This is a genomic window from Pseudoalteromonas sp. BDTF-M6, from assembly GCF_018334135.1.
Taxonomy (GTDB): Bacteria; Pseudomonadota; Gammaproteobacteria; order Enterobacterales; family Alteromonadaceae; genus Pseudoalteromonas.
Genome location: NZ_JAGXTQ010000002.1, coordinates 421,129 through 437,489, shown reverse-complemented (window position 1 = coordinate 437,489; position 16,361 = coordinate 421,129). Strand labels below are relative to the sequence as shown.

The following is a 16,361-nucleotide window of genomic DNA, read 5'->3' as shown; positions in this document are numbered from 1 at the left end:
CGTTTCTCCTCTAATTACAGTGAGCTGTACTTTTCACGCAGGCGCTGACGAACAAACTCAGCAAGCGTGTTAAAGACAAAGGTGAAAATAAACAGCACAAAGGCGGCAAGGAAAAGAATACGGTAGTGCGAACTACCTACTTCTGACTCCGGCATTTCTACCGCAATGTTGGCCGCCAAGGTACGCATACCCTGGAAAATGCTCCAATCCATAATTGGCGTGTTACCCGTGGCCATGAGTACGATCATGGTTTCACCCACGGCGCGACCCAGACCCATCATAATAGCCGAGAAGATACCCGGGCTGGCGGTAAGTAATACTACGCGCACCAGGGTTTGCCATTGGGTAGCACCCAGCGCCAATGAGCCGTTAGACAGGTGCTTAGGCACGCTGAATACCGCGTCTTCGGCAATCGAGAAAATTGTCGGAATAACCGCAAAGCCCATGGCGATACCCACAACCAAAGAGTTACGTTGGTCGAAGGTCATGCCTAACTCGTTGGTGATGTACTGACGCACGTTGCCACCAAATAACCAGGCTTCCAGGTTACCGCTCATGGCAAATGACAACCAACCGATAAACAAGACCACAGGAATAAGAATAATCGAGTGCGCACCCTCTGGAATACGGTGGCGAATATGCTCAGGCAGCTTGGTCCATAACAGGGCCGTGGCCAGGATACCTATCGGCAGTAAGACCAGCAGTGCGATAATGGCCGGAAGGTTTTCCTCGATTAACGGCGCCAACCACAGACCGGCCAAGAAACCTAAGATAACCGTTGGCAAGGCTTCCATAATTTCAACCGTAGGCTTAACCACCTTACGGAGCTCGCTCGACATAAAGTAGGCGGTATAAATGGCCGCAGACAGCGCGATAGGCACCGCGAACAGCATGGCGTACATGGCCGCTTTTAAGGTACCGAATGAAATAGGCACCAAAGAGAATTTAGATTCAAAATCATCACTGGCCGACGTTGACTGCCAGATGTAATCCGGCTCAGGGTAGCCTTCATACCAAACTTCTTGCCATAGACCAGACCATGTCACTTCAGGGTGCTCGTTTTCAATTTCCAGCACGCTCACCTTGTTATCGGCAAGAATTAACGCCGCATTGGCACGCGGAGCAACGGCAAAGTTCTTAATGGCTCCTTCGGCCACCTTGCCCTGCCATAGCTTGGCTTCACTGGTGGTGTAATACAGGCCTAGCTCACCGTTGGCACCGGTAGTGAAGAAGGTGCGACGATAGAATTCAGAGTATATATTAATGGCTTTTTGCTTTGAGGTTTCAAAGGCGCGAATTTTCTTAAATTCCTTACCCTCATCGGTATTGACCTCAAACCACTGCGATACTTCGCCATTGTCATTGGCCAACATCAGTGAGTTGGCGCCGGCAAGTAGCTGCGCAGAGACGATATTGGCGTTTTCTTCGTTCGCCGCTAGAACCTGGGTCAGTTGCACATCATCGGCGTAACGGCTATCGAAAATATAGATTTGGTTGGCTGAGCGCACAAAAACGCGACTGCCATCGGGAGAAATCAACAACTCATCAATACGACCGTCGATATCCAGCTCGGTTTGCTCGGCAACCCACTCCACTTCACCGGTCATGAAGTTTTCTTCACCCACATAGGCGCTAAATACCACGCGCTTGTCGGCGGTCAGTGCCACGATTACGACCTTGTCTTCGCTCTTGGCAAAGGCAAAACGCTTGATCGCTTCACCCTGCTCGTCAACCGTGAGCGGCTCACTGCCTAAGGGGTAGTTAAGTACAGGGGTCATCTGACGCTGGTTATTAGGGAAGCTGACCTTGAAGCTCGGCTTAACGATCATTACCTCACCGCTGTCCAAACCATAGGCGTACAGGCCCAGGTGAGGAGCGCTGGTCGCAAAGCTGGATACCGCGGCCGGTAAATCCGTTGTCAGCTCGGCAATCTGGGCACCAAAACCTTGCTCTTGAATATTGTAAAAATCAACAGCGCCGCTGCGCTTTAGCAAATACGCAATTTCGGTTTGCTCTTCTAGGCCAAGACCAACAACCTCTTGTTGATCTACTGCGAAGCTTGAACGTTCTTGCACATGAGCCGATTCAAAAATTGGCTGCACCACGTAGAGGAGATAGAAAAATATCAGCAACAGCGCAACTAGTACCATCACCCCGCCAGAGGTAATACTAAACTGAGCTATTTTGTCTTTAAACAGACGGCTTCTATCCGTGCTAAATGACAGTTTTTGCGGATTGGAAGTCATCAACTTACCCTTAGATCTTTACGATGCGCGGATTATATTTCATCAAAATGACAGTTTTGTTACATGGCGCCAAAACTGCTACGAAAAGCTTAATTTTCATTCCCCATCACACATAGTGTTCAGGATTTGACCAACCTGTTGCAAACAATTGGACAAACTCAAAAATGGGGTCAATACTTGCTGATGAAAGATTTGAATAAATATTCAAACCGTTAAAAAAATTCATAATAAACATTACCTTAAAGATTTCACTGAGGTTTTTATATGCTCCCTTAAACGGGCTTTTCATTCACAATAATAAAGAGACAGTAACCTATGCAGCAGTTAGTTTTAACCGTAATTGGCCAAGACCGTCCCGGCCTGTTAGAAGAGCTTTCTTCCGTTATCCTTAGTCACCATGGTAACTGGCTGGCCAGTAACCTTTCTCATCTTGCCGGTAAGTTTGCCGGTATCGTCCAGGTCGAAGTGGCCGAAGAGCATCTGCGCGAGTTACAGGATGCGTTACACAGCATTGCTCATTTGGAAATTCGCGTGGAATCAGGCGAGCTCACCGATGCCACAACGGGCGAACAGATTAATCTGGTGATCACTGGAAATGATCGCCCGGGCATAGTGCAAGAGTTGGCCACGGTGATCCGCCATAAGGGCGCCAATATCACCCATTTAACATCAAAGCAGCAAAGCGCACCGAACTGGGGCGTGCCAATTTTCAGTGCCATGGCCACGGTATCCTTGCCGGCGGGAATGAGCCGTGACGTGGTCGTAGAGGCCTTAGAGTCTATAACCTCGGATGTCATAGTCGATATCGAAAACTAGGTCTAAACACTTGCGACCGGAATAGCTCATAGGCGACCGCCGATGTCATATTCCGGTCACATTTCCGCAATAAATTAACGCACTTAGCCTGCCTCCAATCTGAGTGTGTTATGAACATGGAACAAGTCGACCTGCACGTCACCAGCTATTATCCCAAGGAGCTGAGTTGGCTATCGTTTAACGAGCGGGTTTTGCAAGAAGCCAGGGATATCAATAACCCCATTATCGAGCGCATTCGCTTTTTAGGAATTTTCTCTAATAATCTCGATGAATTCTTCCAGGTACGGGTTGCCGATGTAAAGCGCCGCATTCTTCTTAATAAGCTCCCAGACGCCAATTTCGACGAAGATGAAGCCTTAATGCAGCAAATTCAGGACAAGGTGTTAACTCTGGGCCATGATTTTAATGTCGCCTATGATGCTATTCTCAACACCCTGACCGAGCACAATATTCATGTAAAACGTCCGGAACAACTCAGCCCTTTTCATTTGCAGTGGCTCGGCGACTACTTTAAGGCCGAGGTGCTCGAGCACTTATCGCCTATCCTAGTGGACCAAAACAAGAACTACTCTGGTCACATTAACGACACCATGACCTATTTTTTTGTGGAAATGCAGGATGATAAAAATCACTATGCGCTGCTGGAGGTGCCCACCAACCGCCTGCCCCGCTTTGTGGTGCTGCCGGCGGAAAAAACCCGACGCCAGAAAACCATAGTGCTGCTCGATGATATTATTCTTTATTTTCTCAAAGACGTGTTCGGCAACTTTTTTCACTTCGATACCATTCGTGGCTACGCCATAAAGCTGACTCGCGACGCCGAGTACAACCTGGATGATGAAATCGAAGAGGGCTTATTGGATAAGATGTCCAAGGGCCTGAAACAGCGCCTACGCTCCGAGCCGGTGCGCCTGGTTTATGACCACACCATGCCCAGCGAAATGCACAAGGCGCTGCGTAAGCGTTTGGGTATCAACCGCTTTGATGCCCTTATTCCCGGTGGCCGTTATCGTAACTTCCGCGACTTTTTGGCTTTTCCCAATGTGGGGCGTCGCTATTTGGAAAACAGCCCGCTGCCAAGCCTTCGCTCCCATGCCTTCGAGCGCTTTAGCAGCGTGTTTGATGCCATCAGCCATGAAGACATCTTGCTCTACTACCCCTATCACACCTTTAACCATTTTTTGAACTATGTGCGCCAAGCATCATTCGATCCGGATGTGGTGCATATCAAGGTCAATATTTATCGCGTTGCCAACCAGTCGCGCTTGATTGGGGCCTTGGTCAATGCCGCCAAAAACGGCAAGAAGGTGACCGTGATGGTGGAGCTCAAGGCCAGATTCGATGAGCAGAACAATATTCAGTGGGCCAAATCCCTCGACGAAGCCGGGATCAAGGTTATCTTTGGTATTCCGTCTTTGAAGGTGCATTCCAAGTTGTGTGTGATCCACCGTAAGGAGCAGGGGCAAATTGTTTCCTATGCCCACATAGGCACGGGTAACTTCCACGAGAAAACCGCGAAGATCTATACCGACTTTAGCCTGTTCACAAAAGATCCTGCCATTTGTGACGAATGCGATAATGTTTTTAAGTTTATCGAACACAGCTACAAACCGTTTAATTTCGAGCACCTGATGGTGTCACCGGTCAATGCCCGTGAACGTATCTACAGCCTGATTGAAGAGCAGTGCCAACTTAAACGCAATGGCAGTATTCTTATTAAGATCAATAACCTGGTTGATAAGGAATTGATCGATAGGCTCTATATAGCGTCACAACAAGGTGTAAAGATACGGCTGATTATTCGCGGCATGTGCTCCCTGGTACCCGGCATTAAAGGCTTAAGCGACAATATTAAGGTGATCAGCATAGTGGATCGCTTTTTAGAGCACCCACGGGTAATGGTATTCGGCAAGTATGAGCAAAGTAAGGTGTATATATCCTCCGCCGACTGGATGACCCGCAACCTCGACCATCGTGTCGAAGTGGGCGTGCCCATCTACAGCCCGGCGCTACAACAGATGATAGTCGACATTCTTGAGCTGCAATGGCGCGACCGCAGCAAAGCCCGTATTATTGATGCACAACAGCAGAACCAGTATGTACGCCGCGGTAATAAGAAGAAGATTCGCTCGCAAATCGCCATACATGACTATCTCAAAAAATGGGAAAGCAGCCGTGCAGAGCAATGAGCCCACGACTTACGCCGCCGTTGACTTAGGTTCGAACAGCTTTCATTTGCTGTTGGCCCGTGAAGTCGATGGCCGTTTCGAGGTATTACACAAGGAAAAACAACGGGTTTACCTCGCCGCGGGGCTAGATCAGCGCGCCTGCCTGAGCGACGAAGCCATAGACAGGGCGGTGGCTGTGCTCAAACAGTTTGCCCATACTCTGGCGGACTTTCCCGCCGCCAACGTCAAGGTGGTGGCCACTTATACTCTGCGCCGGGCCCGCAATGTAAAACGCTTCATGCAACGTGCGCGAGCCATTTTCCCTTTTCATATCGATGTGATCTCCGGTCAGGAAGAAGCGCGGCTGATTTATCAGGGAGTGGCTCAACACCTGCACCATGACGGCCGTCGTTTGGTTATCGACATAGGTGGTGGCAGCACCGAGCTGGTGATCGGCGAGCACCATCAGCACCTGGCATTAAGCAGCAGAAACATGGGCTGCGTCAGTTACTCACAGCAGTTTTTCGGCGACGGGCGGATCACCAAAAAACGTTTTCAACGCGCTATCTTGCGTGCCGAACAGGAGCTGGAGTCGATCACCAATACTTATGGCCAGTTAGGCTGGCAACATGTGCTTGCCACCTCGGGCACAGCCAAAGTCCTCACCGCCATATGCCATGAGGGTGACCTGAATCAGGCTTTGACCCTGAACGATTTACTGCAACTGATGAACGGTAGCTGTGCAGCCGGTCATATCGACCATCTCCCCTCTAGCGAGCTGATACCCGAGCGCCGCGCCACATTTTGCGGTGGCCTGGCCATACTGCTCGCAGTCATGCGTTCGCTGGGCATAGATAAACTCAATTATTGTGATTACTCGCTACGTGAGGGCCTGCTGCATGAGCTGCATGAAAAGCTCAGTGCCAAGGATATTCGCGTGACCACCATAGCAAACCTGAGCGCCCGCTATGTTATCGATACCGAGCACGCAGCCAATGTCTGTGATTCCCTGCAATGGCTCTTCCCCCATGTTGCCGAGCCATGGCGGCTATGCGACGAGGATTTAGTCACCCTCAATTGGGCCGCGCAACTACATGAGGTAGGTTTGAGCATCAATTCCTCGGGATTGCATAAGCATAGCGCCTATATCATAGCTAACAGCCAATTGCCTGGCTTTACCCAGGAACAACAGCGGCTGCTGGCGACGTTAACGCGCTTCTATCGGAAAAAAATCAAGCTTAGAGAAATGCCCGACTTTATCCACCTGCAGCAAGCCACGCTGTATAGGCTAATAGCGCTGTTTCGTCTGGCGGTGCTGCTTAATCGTAAGCGCCAGGCGCTGAGTAAACCTCAGTTTGCCATCACAGTGGATGGTCACTCGTTAAGCTTGGAGTTTAAGGATCAATGGCTCAAGGAGCACAGCTTGTTTGCCGCCGATCTGGAGGCCGAACAAAGGCAATGGCAAAAGCTGGGCTTAAAGCTGCAGATATTTTAGGCCCGGCTCCATATTTGCCGTTGATGATGTAACAATATACTGGTGATAATCGACACCAGACAATAGCCAAGGAATAACCAGAAGCCCTGATGCAACTGTGCCTGCATGATCACCAACTGACCAAAGTGGCCATCGGCATTGCCGCCCAGGTAGGTGATGATCAACGCCAACACAAACACATCAGCCATGCTCCACTTACTCAGCTTTGCGCTAAGCCCTTGCAGGCGCCCCGCTATAGGTCTTGGTCCGAGCAGCAAGACGGCAAATTGCAAGCTGGATTTAAACAGCGGCACCACTACGGAAAACATTGCCACCAGCACGGCCACCAGGACATTATCATGTTGATATAACTCCACCACAGTACCCCAGATGCTGCGGGTTTTACCATAGGCCTCAATATGCCCCTCGAGACGGTCCAAACCGAGCATTTGCGACAAGGTATGGAGCATATAACGACTTTGGCTGTCGCTGTCCTCGGTGATGGCTTCCACGGCACTGTTGGCCAGCTCTGACTTGGCTATTTTCGCTTCTATGGTCAATGCCGGCTCGGTGACCGCAAAGGCCAACAACAGCAGGGAAAAAATCAGCAGTAGACTAATCAAAAAACGACGCACGGCATTCCTCCAAGAGAGTCAAAAAGCGCAACATGCGGGCCGCGCTGTCTCGCAATACCTTGTTATTATGGCCCTTTTTGTACATATATGTACACGAATTAACTAGGAACAGCTTGCCCTAAGGGTTTACTGTAAAGGCAACAGTTCCTAAAACAATACCTTTTGTGTGGGTATATTGGTTATAATTGAGCTTTCTTCTACTCTTTAAGTACTGATTTTTATGAGCATAGAACAAACATTACGAGATCGTAGCAACAACCAATGCGAATTATGCGCCAGCAGCGACAACCTAAGCGTTTACGCTGTACCGCCAGAAGGTGAAGCCCACTCCGACAAATCTATCCTGGTTTGTGGCGTGTGTGCCGAGCAATTAAAAAACCAAGACCAGTTGAGCGACACCCATTGGCACTGCCTTAATGACAGCATGTGGAGCCAGGTGCCTGCGGTACAGGTAGTGGCTTGGCGACTACTTAATAAATTAAGCGCCGAACACAGTTGGGCCGGCGATATGCTCGATATGCTATACCTTGATGAGCAAACACAACAATGGGCCGAGGCTGCCATTGCCGAAGACGAAGATGTGGTGCATCTCGATTCCAACGGCGTGCGTTTGGCCGCGGGTGATACGGTTACCCTGATCAAAGATTTGGATGTCAAAGGCAGTAGCCTAGTAGCCAAGCGTGGCACCGCGGTACGTAATATCGGCCTAACGTCAAACCCGGAGCATATCGAAGGGCGCGTTGAAGGCCAGCGCATTGTCATTCTTACTAAATTCGTAAAGAAATAGCGACCCGCACATGATAAGCGCGAGGGTCGCAGTATAAGTCCATGTATTAAGGCGTAATTAATACATATTTACTTAAAGTACTGGCAGTATTAAAGGAGTTAATAATATGAGCAAAAAGATTACTTTTTCGGCCCTAGCCCTTACCAGCGTATTATTGGGTGCTTGCAGCAATACCCCGGAGCAAAGCGCAGAAACTACCGCTGAGCAACAAATGAAAACCATGCAGGTGCAAGTCTTGTACAAAGACCGCAGTCTGCAACCTCCCGGCTCGCAATTAACGGTCACCCTTTCCGATGTCTCTAAAATGGATGTAGCGGCCGAGGTCATTGCCAGCGAAACCATTACCCTGGATGGTGCACCGCCGTATGATCTCACTCTGACCTACGCTGCCGATGCACTGAAAGAGCGCATGCGCTACAGTGTCAGCGCCAAAATAATGCTTGATGGCGAGCTGCGTTATATCACCACGCAAAATAACGACCCCTTTGGTACCACGCAAACGCAAAGCCCAATTAAGGTGATGATGGAGCGCGTTGCCATGCCAGACGAAAGCCTGGTCAATACCTATTGGAAAGCGGTCAAACTTGGTGGTAAGGAAGTGGTTGTCAATAAGCGTGAGCCACACATCACCTTACATCAGGATGGTCGCATGAGCGGCTTCTTAAGCTGCAACCAGACCATGGGCCAGTATGTTAAGGGTCAATACTTTGGTTTACGCTTTAAGTCTTTAGCCAGCACCCAAAAAATGTGTATGGAGTTGATGGAGCAAGAACAGCAGCTGAGCAAGGCGCTTGCCGACACCTTCTCATACCGCATTAAGGGTGACACCCTAACCTTGAAAAACGAGCAAGGCGACGCCTTGGCAATCTTCAAGGCCGTGCACCTAAAATAACCCTGATGTTGCGGTGCTCACGCGCCGCAACCTCCTCCCCCATTTGGCCCTAGCTCTTATCTTTTCGAACCGGGCGCAGCGACACCCAAGTTCCCAAATTGAAAACACCAAACATGGTAAATTTGCCGCGAACAGGATATTCTAATTCTTTATAGTTACCTGTGACTTACAGTAAGAGGCCCTATCGCGTGCTGACAGCCTTAGAAAAATTGATAAAAATCCTGGTGCTTATCATACTTGTCATCATCTTTTTTGGCCTGGTACTCACCCCCAGCTACGAGGTCCAGCGCAGTGTCGATATCAATCGCTCCACGGCGCAGCTAGCCCCTTGGTTGCAGGATTTAAATAACTGGCCAAAATGGCTGGCCGTAAAACAAATTGAAGATCAGGCCCAGTTGCAGGTCTATGGTAAGACGCAAGGCGTGGGGGCACACATTAACTGGTTGGGTGAGAACTCCGGCGGCGAGCTCAGCATTACCCAAAGCAGCGCCGAGCACCTGGAGTTTCAGGTGCTGGTCAACAACGAATACCTCTCCCAAGGCGTGATCCGTATTGAAGGATATGACCAGGGCTGCCGGGTCATCTGGCAACAGCAAGGGGAAATCGCCATTCCGGTTTTAGGTCCTTATCTGGCCTGGTTTGCCGAGCATCAACTGCAGAACACCATCACCCATAGCCTGAACAACTTGAGAACGCTGGCCGAACTGCCTGATCTGAAGGAGGGCGACGAGCAGCCCAGCGACGCCTAGCAAGGCTTTCAACAAACACAAAAAAAGCGCCGAAAGGCGCTTTTTTATGAACTCAAGTGCTTAGAAGTGCACCTGTAAACCGGCGAACGGTCCGGATACATCGATATCCGTGTTGATATCGTCGATATCGTCCAGCTCAATCAGCATGCTGCGGTAACCAGCACGAACGGCTACATCCACCGCTAGGTTATCGATCACTTCCCACTCAACGCCAACCTGGTAGTCATGTACCGAGCTGTCGTCCAGGGCAAACATGCTGCCTTCGGCGAATACGCTCAGACCGGTGAATGGCAGGCCTACTTGAGCACGACCATAGGCTAGCGGTACAAAGCCAGAGAAATCGGTGCGAACCATGGCGTCACTGTTGGTATCAGTGATGTAGAAGTCACCATCGAACTGCTTGGCGCTTAAACCCAAGTCGATCGACAAGGTATCGTTATCGAAGATTTCGTAATACAGCACGTAGTCGATATGAGTTAGGTCGGTTTCGGTATACAACTGGGTACCGGCGCCAAAGTTAATGTCCTGGAACTCAAAGCCGTCGACTAGGGTGGTGTCGCCGGTTACATCCATTTCCGTGTAACGAAGTTTCACGTTAGGGATAAGTGGTACTGGGTGCTCTAGGGCTACGTAGTAACTGGTTAAGGTTTCATCTTCGAACGAGAAATCTTGTTGGGCATTGCCTTTACTACCAAAGCTGCCTTCCGGCTCTGCCTGCCAGCCTTCGGCACCTACGTATAAACCTAATAACGTATCGGCCTGGGCTACTGGTGCCATGGTTGCTAACGATACTGCTGCCGCTAGAACGTACTTTTTCATTTTATCCCCTATTATCCTTGTGCGAGTAACTCGCTTAGTTCAATCAGTGCCGCATTGGCACGCGAAATATAATTAGCCATTACCAAAGAGTGATTGGCCACAAAACCAAAACCACTGCCATTTAAGACCATGGGACTCCATACCGGCTCCTGAGTTGCCTCGAGTTCACGGATGATCTGCTGCACACTCACCTTGGCATTTTTCTTTTCCAACACGTCGGCAAAGTCATGCTCAATGGCACTTAGAAAATGCAGCAACGCCCAAGTGGCGCCACGGGCTTCATAAAAGGTGTCATCAATTTTCCACCAGGAGGTGCGTACCATTTGCTCATGAGGTGCATAGGTGGCTTGATGAGCCTCACGGTCTCCGGCTAAGTCCGTGTTTAAGCGCTCCTGGCCGACACTGGCACTGAGGCGCTGACTTAAGCTGCCAAGGCGTTTTTCCGCTTCTTTTACCCAGGCGCGCAGGTTATCGGCGCGGGCATAAAACTGGCTTTGACGATCATTGCTGTCGGCAATTTGCGAGCGGTACTCTATTAGTAACTCGATGCCTTTTTGGTACTCGCCCTCGGCGCTTGGCCACATCCAGGCGGTATTGCTGATATTAAATTGCGGCTGGGCTTTTTTCAGCGATGGGTGCTCAGTCGATTGAGATTGCGAGCGGCTGAAGTCTTTACGCATGGATAAGGCCATATCCCGAGCCATCTCCAGTGCGCCGTATTCCCAGGCGGGCATATTATCCATCATGACGCTCGGCGGCATCATATCGTTGCTGAGGTAACCACCGGGTTTGTCGAGTAAAGATTGAGTCACGGTGATCAACGCCGAGGTGGTCACATAGCCGGTCACCAGTTGCTCGTTGCGTTCACTGGCCTGCTGTTTGGCATTCTCAAGCACATCAAAGCGGTCCGGCTCTATGCTCCAATACACGGCAATTAAATAGAATAACAATAATACCGCGGCGATGGCCGCTGCGATCTTTCCTTTATGCTGTGACATATCAACTCCTAGTTGTGGTGGTGCTCACTGCCACTGTCGCGCTTTTGCTCGATTAAACTAAAAACACGTGCCTGGCCGTTTACACGTTCGCCATCGGCGAAGATCAATGTCATTTTCAGAGTCTGATCGACGCTAAGGGCTTGCTGTGGCGAAAATAACATTAAGTGTAGCCCACCCGGTTGCAACACTACGCGGCTATTTGCGCCGATAGTGAGGCTGTCTAATTTACGCATTTTCATCATGCCATCGCTGTGTTCATGAGTGTGGATTTCCACGCGCCCTAGCGATTCTAACTCGACGGCTTTAAGGATGCGCTCACGCTCAGAGTGATTTTCCAGCGCAAAGTAGCCCACCGAACTGTTGGCCGCCGGCAAAAACTGGCGAACTTTCGCATCGCTGAGCATCAGCCCATCCTGGGCGTAACTAAAGGCACAAGCACAAAGGGCCATTGCCGCAAGCAAGGCCCGATTGAAAATACGCAACATAATGCTTCCTTGAATTTATCCCTTGAAGGTACCCTAATATAACTTAATGACAACTGAGTGTCTTTAGTAAAATCAGCGACCTAAACCCCATCGGGATGGGATTAAACAAGGATCTGCTCTTCAAAGAGCAGGTGACAAACAAGGTAAACCGCCGCCATGATGATGGGGGCATTGAGGAAGATAATGATCACTGCCAGGCGAACCAGCCACACTGGCAAATGATGATGTTTGGCAAAACCGGCGCAGACGCCAGAGATTTTCTTATCCAGGGCATCGCGGTAATAAGTGCTGCTTGATTTAGCCATGGTGTACTCCTAAGTAGTGGAACTACTCCATGACTCTCAAGTTACATGCCAAAAAGCAAGCTATTGAATTTAAATGATTATTCAGTGTAAGCGGCGAATATCAATTCGCCGTACAGACTAATTTATGGTGTATTTGCCTACTTCTAGCTGACAAAGGCCAGGGCTTCTACCAGGGTTTGCGCCGTGGCTTCACGCTTGTGACCATTTTCAGACAGGTGACGACGGTATCCTCGCGCTCCTGGCATGCCCTGGAAAAGCCCCAGCATATGACGCGCCACATGCCAAAAACGGGCCCCTTGGCGCATTTCATCATCGATATAACCCAGCATTTGCTCGGCTATCTGATGACGAGTCAGGGTGCAGCCTGGCTGACCGTAGAGCTCGGCATCCACCTGCGCCAGCAAATAAGGGTTGCTGTAGGCTTCACGGCCTATCATTACACCATCAACATGCTGCAAATGGTGCTGACACTCGGCAATGGTTTTAATGCCGCCATTAATGCTGATATGCAGGTGCGGATAGTCTTTTTTAAGCTGATAAACACGAGGGTAATCCAGCGGCGGGATCTCCCGGTTTTCTTTCGGGCTCAACCCCTGCAACCAGGCCTTGCGGGCATGAATAATAAAATCATCACAGCCGATTTTATGGTTGGCATCGATTAACGCCAGCAGAAACTCATAGCTGTCTTGCTCGTCAATACCGATGCGAGTTTTGACCGTCACCGGAATATCGGTCACCGCCTTCATCGCCGCAATGCCCTCGGCCACCAGTTCCGGCTCCGCCATCAAACAGGCACCGAAGCGACCATTTTGCACCCGGTCGGAAGGACAACCCACGTTTAAGTTAATTTCCGCATAACCGCGCTGGGCCGCCAGCTTAGCGCAATGGGCCAGCTCCTCGGGGTTTGAACCACCCAGCTGCAGAGCAACTGGTTGCTCGTGCTGGTTGAAATGCAGGTAATCACCCTTGCCATGAATAATGGCACCGGTAGTGATCATCTCGGTGTAAAGCACCGCTTCTTTACTCATCAGGCGATGAAAGGTACGGCAATGACGGTCGGTCCAATCCAGCATGGGCGCGACGCTAAAGCGACGGAAAGTGTCTTGCTGCCAAGTCGGGGTCGGCGTGTGGATGATTGTGTCTGTCATGGCTGATTACCTATCTATGCACTGCTTCTGAGCAATAAGGGCGCGAATTATACGCAACTCCAGCATAAATTTCACGCCATCAAAGCATCCTCTTGCTAAAGAGCAAAGTAGTCTTTAATGCCACCGAGGATATTAGCCACCGCCACCGAGCTTAAGATCAGACCCATAACCCGGGAAATAATGCTGGCACCGCTGTCGCCGATAAAGTTATGCACGTAACGGGCAAGCAGCAAGAGCAAGAGTACCAGCACCAGCACTCCCAGCATCACAGAAGAAGTGATCGCCTGTTCGACCCAGGTAAATTCTTCATTACGGGTCATCAGCACTGCCCCCAGCATGGCTCCAGGGCTGGCTATGGATGGTATGGCCAAAGGGAAAATGGCGGTTTCGGTAGAGTCGCGCATGCTTTTGATCTCGGACTCCGGTTTACCTTCACCAAAGATCATGGTCAACGCAAATAACAGCAGAACGATGCCACCGGCGATTTGAAAAGCGGCCAGGGGAATACTTATGGCATTCAGTAATAACTCGCCGACCACCACAAAAAAGAGCAACACCAGGGCTGAAACGGCAACGGCCTTATAGGCTACCTTGCGCTTAAAGGCAGCGTCTTCGCCGCGGGTAACGGCGATAAATACCGGAATGGTGCCCACCGGGTCGATAACCGCAAAAAAGAAGATAAATGTGGCGATTAACTCGTTCACGCTAACTCCCAGTTATGAAAACAAAATTATACCGTTGGCGACAATTCAGAGATAGTAATTTTTCGCGACCATAGTATGCTAATAGGGGTGGCAAGAAGATCTAAAAGGTAACCTATGAACGTCGATGCGCTGGTCAATAAAGCGAAAAGAATGTGTGATAGCAAGGGCGCGCGCTTCACCCCCATCAGAGAAAAGGTTTTTCGCTTACTGGCGAGCACCGAAAGCGGTGTGGGTGCCTACGACTTGTTAGAGCAGCTCAAGGTCACCGAAAGCAGCGCCAAACCGGCCACCATTTATCGCGCCTTAGACTTTTTGGCGGAGCAGGGGTTTATCCATAAAATCGAAAGCACCAATGCCTTTATGCTGTGCCATCACTTTGAGTCGATTCACCCGGTGCAATTGTTGATCTGCGATCAATGCGGCCATGTGGCCGAGTTGCATTCCAGCGTCCTTTCCCACGAACTAAGCGCCCTCGCCTTGGAGCATGGCTTTAGCGTCAGCTCGCAAACCATAGAGGCCCATGGCATTTGTAAAAACTGTCAATCTTAATCTTCAGCAGCAGTACGCCGAGTTTAATCATCTTTATGAATGTCGAATTTATTAATCCCTTTCTTTCTTCCCTGTTAAATGTGTTGGCTACCATGGCCAACACTCGGCTCGAGCCGGGGCAGCCAAGTATCAAAAACTCCGAGGTGGCGCTGGGCGATGTGTCTGGAATGATAGGCATGGTCGGCCCACAAACTAAGGGCTCGATGTCGATCACCTTCGATGAAGCCTTGGCCTTAGACATAATGCAGCGCATGCTCGGCGAGCGCCCAGCCAACGTGAATGAAGAAGTAACCGACATGGTGGGTGAGATCACCAACATGGTGACCGGTGGCGCTAAAAACCTGCTCGGTGACAAGGGCTATGATTTTGAGATGGCCACCCCCGTAGTTGTGGCCGGTAAAGGACACCATCTCAGTCACAAATGTCAGGGCAAAACCCTGCTAATGCCTTTTAACTCGGCCGCTGGCAAGGCCCATATTGAAGTGAGCTTTGATACCCTATGAGCTGGCAACAACAACAAATCACCCTCAGTGCCAAAGCGCGCGGCTTCCATCTTATCGATGACGAACTGGCACGACTGCTGCCGCAAATCGGCCAGTACCAGGTGGGGATGGTTCACCTGCTGCTGCTGCATACCTCGGCCAGTTTAACCATTAATGAAAACGCCGATCCCACGGTGCGCCAGGATATGGAAGCGCACTTTAACTGGGCCGCCCCCGAACGCCAGCCCTTCTATCGCCATACCTATGAAGGGGATGACGATATGCCGGCGCATATCAAGGCCAGCACTCTGGGCTGTGAGCTTACCCTGCCAATACGTGACGGACGTCTGGTACTTGGCACCTGGCAGGGCATTTATTTAGGTGAGCACCGTGATGCCGGTGGTAAGCGTCGCATCATTGCCACTTTCCAGGGTCAATTGTACCCCTAACAAAAACAAAAAGCCCTTTTCTTACAATAAATTACAACTATTCCTTATTTACTAAAACTGCGGCTATAGTTAATAGGCCTCTGAACTAATAAGGAACAATAATGCTAACACCCAATAATAACACCCTGATCGTTCCCTGCGAGCCCAACGACTACACAGCGCAACAAAGCTTTATGCTCACCCCCAGCACCTCACAGCGCTGGATAACCCAGCTTAGCGAAAGCGGCGAAAGCCTCGGCGGCCCCAACAACGACGACTTTAACGTCAACTTCACCAACAACCCCAGCGATCCCAGTCTAGAAAAGCTCCAGGAGGCAAGGTTTGTCGTTCATATTGAAGACCCGGATTGGGAGTTTTTCGGTAATGGTGTCGAATACGTTAAAAATAACAGCAATTGTAATTACAACGTCGACTCACAGTTGAGCGACGATAAGAAGCAGCTAACCATAGTATTGCGCCAGGTAGAGCCAACCGTTAACTATGCCGGCAGTGATAATAGCCCGCTGGATAAGGTGATTGAAGTCACGCCATCGCCTTCGGCCCAGCCATTAACCATTGGCTTTCGTTATACCGCCAAGCAATTGAGTAGCGGGCGTTATTACATGTCTCAGGACCCACGTATTATTGTCGAGCGTCCTAAAGAGCAGTAACCCGG

General features: G+C 50.1%; 18 protein-coding genes. 10 read left to right on the top strand and 8 right to left on the bottom strand.

All coding sequences use genetic code 11. The features are described 5' to 3' along the window. Positions 1–14: 14 nt before the first annotated feature. On the bottom strand, positions 15–2,246 hold the full coding sequence (locus KD147_RS06395) for an ABC transporter permease subunit (protein ID WP_105253716.1): 2,232 nt from the start codon (positions 2,244–2,246) through the stop codon (positions 15–17). Between the two features lie 315 nt (positions 2,247–2,561). On the opposite strand from KD147_RS06395, the gene KD147_RS06390 reads away from it, so the two are divergent. From KD147_RS06390 to KD147_RS06380, 3 genes are all read left to right on the top strand, one after another. Next, complete coding sequence (locus KD147_RS06390; RefSeq protein ID WP_105187919.1) at positions 2,562–3,062, top strand: glycine cleavage system transcriptional repressor; 501 nt, start codon at positions 2,562–2,564, stop codon at positions 3,060–3,062. A 110-nt stretch (positions 3,063–3,172) separates the two neighbouring features. Next, positions 3,173–5,251: a polyphosphate kinase 1 gene (ppk1, locus tag KD147_RS06385; protein ID WP_212547256.1), complete on the top strand. Its 2,079-nt coding sequence runs from the start codon at positions 3,173–3,175 to the stop codon at positions 5,249–5,251. Beyond that, positions 5,238–6,725, top strand: a complete 1,488-nt coding sequence (locus KD147_RS06380; RefSeq protein WP_233998321.1) for a Ppx/GppA phosphatase family protein — start codon at positions 5,238–5,240, stop codon at positions 6,723–6,725. Before ppk1 ends, KD147_RS06380 begins: the two co-directional genes overlap by 14 nt. Here KD147_RS06380 and KD147_RS06375 read toward each other — a convergent pair. Continuing rightward, positions 6,722–7,339, bottom strand: coding sequence for a paraquat-inducible protein A (locus KD147_RS06375; RefSeq protein ID WP_212547255.1), 618 nt, complete (start codon positions 7,337–7,339; stop codon positions 6,722–6,724). The genes KD147_RS06380 and KD147_RS06375 overlap by 4 nt on opposite strands. A 220-nt stretch (positions 7,340–7,559) precedes the next feature. Here KD147_RS06375 and KD147_RS06370 point away from each other — a divergent pair, with 220 nt between their 5' ends. The 3 genes from KD147_RS06370 to KD147_RS06360 all read left to right on the top strand — a co-directional run bounded on the left by KD147_RS06370 (position 7,560) and on the right by KD147_RS06360 (position 9,767). Next, positions 7,560–8,126, top strand: a complete 567-nt coding sequence (locus KD147_RS06370; RefSeq protein ID WP_212547254.1) for a PhnA domain-containing protein — start codon at positions 7,560–7,562, stop codon at positions 8,124–8,126. Positions 8,127–8,232: 106 nt separating this feature from the next. Next, positions 8,233–9,018 carry an META domain-containing protein gene (locus KD147_RS06365; protein ID WP_105253711.1) on the top strand — a complete coding sequence of 262 codons (786 nt, stop codon included), beginning with the start codon at positions 8,233–8,235 and terminating at the stop codon, positions 9,016–9,018. Positions 9,019–9,206: 188 nt separating this feature from the next. Further along, positions 9,207–9,767 carry an SRPBCC family protein gene (locus tag KD147_RS06360; RefSeq protein WP_158678847.1) on the top strand — a complete coding sequence of 187 codons (561 nt, stop codon included), beginning with the start codon at positions 9,207–9,209 and terminating at the stop codon, positions 9,765–9,767. A 60-nt stretch (positions 9,768–9,827) separates the two neighbouring features. Here KD147_RS06360 and KD147_RS06355 read toward each other — a convergent pair whose 3' ends face one another. From KD147_RS06355 to KD147_RS06330, 6 genes are all read right to left on the bottom strand, one after another. After that, positions 9,828–10,586: a TIGR04219 family outer membrane beta-barrel protein gene (locus tag KD147_RS06355; protein ID WP_212547253.1), complete on the bottom strand. Its 759-nt coding sequence runs from the start codon at positions 10,584–10,586 to the stop codon at positions 9,828–9,830. Positions 10,587–10,597: 11 nt separating this feature from the next. Continuing rightward, a complete protein-coding gene (locus KD147_RS06350; RefSeq protein WP_105253709.1) occupies positions 10,598–11,584 on the bottom strand; it encodes a DUF2333 family protein in 987 nt (328 codons plus the stop codon). An 8-nt stretch (positions 11,585–11,592) separates the two neighbouring features. After that, on the bottom strand, positions 11,593–12,069 hold the full coding sequence (locus tag KD147_RS06345; protein WP_212547252.1) for a copper chaperone PCu(A)C: 477 nt from the start codon (positions 12,067–12,069) through the stop codon (positions 11,593–11,595). A gap of 101 nt (positions 12,070–12,170) precedes the next feature. Further along, complete coding sequence (locus KD147_RS06340) at positions 12,171–12,374, bottom strand: PspC domain-containing protein (RefSeq protein WP_105253707.1); 204 nt, start codon at positions 12,372–12,374, stop codon at positions 12,171–12,173. Positions 12,375–12,517: 143 nt separating this feature from the next. After that, a complete protein-coding gene (gene dusA / locus KD147_RS06335; RefSeq protein WP_105253706.1) occupies positions 12,518–13,522 on the bottom strand; it encodes a tRNA dihydrouridine(20/20a) synthase DusA in 1,005 nt (334 codons plus the stop codon). Between the two features lie 95 nt (positions 13,523–13,617). Beyond that, on the bottom strand, positions 13,618–14,226 hold the full coding sequence (locus KD147_RS06330; RefSeq protein WP_105253705.1) for a MarC family protein: 609 nt from the start codon (positions 14,224–14,226) through the stop codon (positions 13,618–13,620). 114 nt (positions 14,227–14,340) lie between these two features. Here KD147_RS06330 and KD147_RS06325 point away from each other — a divergent pair, with 114 nt between their 5' ends. The 4 genes from KD147_RS06325 (at position 14,341) to KD147_RS06310 (ending at position 16,356) form a co-directional block, all read left to right on the top strand. Further along, positions 14,341–14,775 (top strand): transcriptional repressor, encoded by a 435-nt coding sequence (locus tag KD147_RS06325; RefSeq protein ID WP_105253704.1) that lies wholly within the window; start codon positions 14,341–14,343, stop codon positions 14,773–14,775. A 35-nt stretch (positions 14,776–14,810) separates the two neighbouring features. Beyond that, positions 14,811–15,278 carry a chemotaxis protein CheX gene (locus tag KD147_RS06320; RefSeq protein ID WP_105253703.1) on the top strand — a complete coding sequence of 156 codons (468 nt, stop codon included), beginning with the start codon at positions 14,811–14,813 and terminating at the stop codon, positions 15,276–15,278. After that, the gene (locus KD147_RS06315) at positions 15,275–15,706 is read left to right on the top strand and encodes a secondary thiamine-phosphate synthase enzyme YjbQ (protein ID WP_212547251.1); all 432 of its coding nucleotides are present in this window, start codon (positions 15,275–15,277) and stop codon (positions 15,704–15,706) included. The genes KD147_RS06320 and KD147_RS06315 overlap by 4 nt, the downstream gene beginning before the upstream one ends. 101 nt (positions 15,707–15,807) lie before the next feature. Further along, on the top strand, positions 15,808–16,356 hold the full coding sequence (locus tag KD147_RS06310) for a hypothetical protein (RefSeq protein WP_212547250.1): 549 nt from the start codon (positions 15,808–15,810) through the stop codon (positions 16,354–16,356). The last annotated feature ends 5 nt before the right edge of the window (positions 16,357–16,361 follow it).

Excerpts from the sequence above, each read along its gene's own strand:
- KD147_RS06395 (WP_105253716.1), bottom strand. The coding sequence starts at position 2,246 with ATGACTTCCAATCCGCAAAAACTGTCATTTAGCACGGATAGAAGCCGT.
- KD147_RS06390 (WP_105187919.1), top strand. The coding sequence starts at position 2,562 with ATGCAGCAGTTAGTTTTAACCGTAATTGGCCAAGACCGTCCCGGCCTG.
- ppk1 (WP_212547256.1), top strand. The coding sequence starts at position 3,173 with ATGAACATGGAACAAGTCGACCTGCACGTCACCAGCTATTATCCCAAG.
- KD147_RS06370 (WP_212547254.1), top strand. The coding sequence starts at position 7,560 with ATGAGCATAGAACAAACATTACGAGATCGTAGCAACAACCAATGCGAA.
- KD147_RS06365 (WP_105253711.1), top strand. The coding sequence starts at position 8,233 with ATGAGCAAAAAGATTACTTTTTCGGCCCTAGCCCTTACCAGCGTATTA.
- KD147_RS06355 (WP_212547253.1), bottom strand. The coding sequence starts at position 10,586 with ATGAAAAAGTACGTTCTAGCGGCAGCAGTATCGTTAGCAACCATGGCA.
- KD147_RS06350 (WP_105253709.1), bottom strand. The coding sequence starts at position 11,584 with ATGTCACAGCATAAAGGAAAGATCGCAGCGGCCATCGCCGCGGTATTA.
- KD147_RS06345 (WP_212547252.1), bottom strand. The coding sequence starts at position 12,069 with ATGTTGCGTATTTTCAATCGGGCCTTGCTTGCGGCAATGGCCCTTTGT.
- KD147_RS06340 (WP_105253707.1), bottom strand. The coding sequence starts at position 12,374 with ATGGCTAAATCAAGCAGCACTTATTACCGCGATGCCCTGGATAAGAAA.
- dusA (WP_105253706.1), bottom strand. The coding sequence starts at position 13,522 with ATGACAGACACAATCATCCACACGCCGACCCCGACTTGGCAGCAAGAC.
- KD147_RS06325 (WP_105253704.1), top strand. The coding sequence starts at position 14,341 with ATGAACGTCGATGCGCTGGTCAATAAAGCGAAAAGAATGTGTGATAGC.
- KD147_RS06320 (WP_105253703.1), top strand. The coding sequence starts at position 14,811 with ATGAATGTCGAATTTATTAATCCCTTTCTTTCTTCCCTGTTAAATGTG.
- KD147_RS06315 (WP_212547251.1), top strand. The coding sequence starts at position 15,275 with ATGAGCTGGCAACAACAACAAATCACCCTCAGTGCCAAAGCGCGCGGC.
- KD147_RS06310 (WP_212547250.1), top strand. The coding sequence starts at position 15,808 with ATGCTAACACCCAATAATAACACCCTGATCGTTCCCTGCGAGCCCAAC.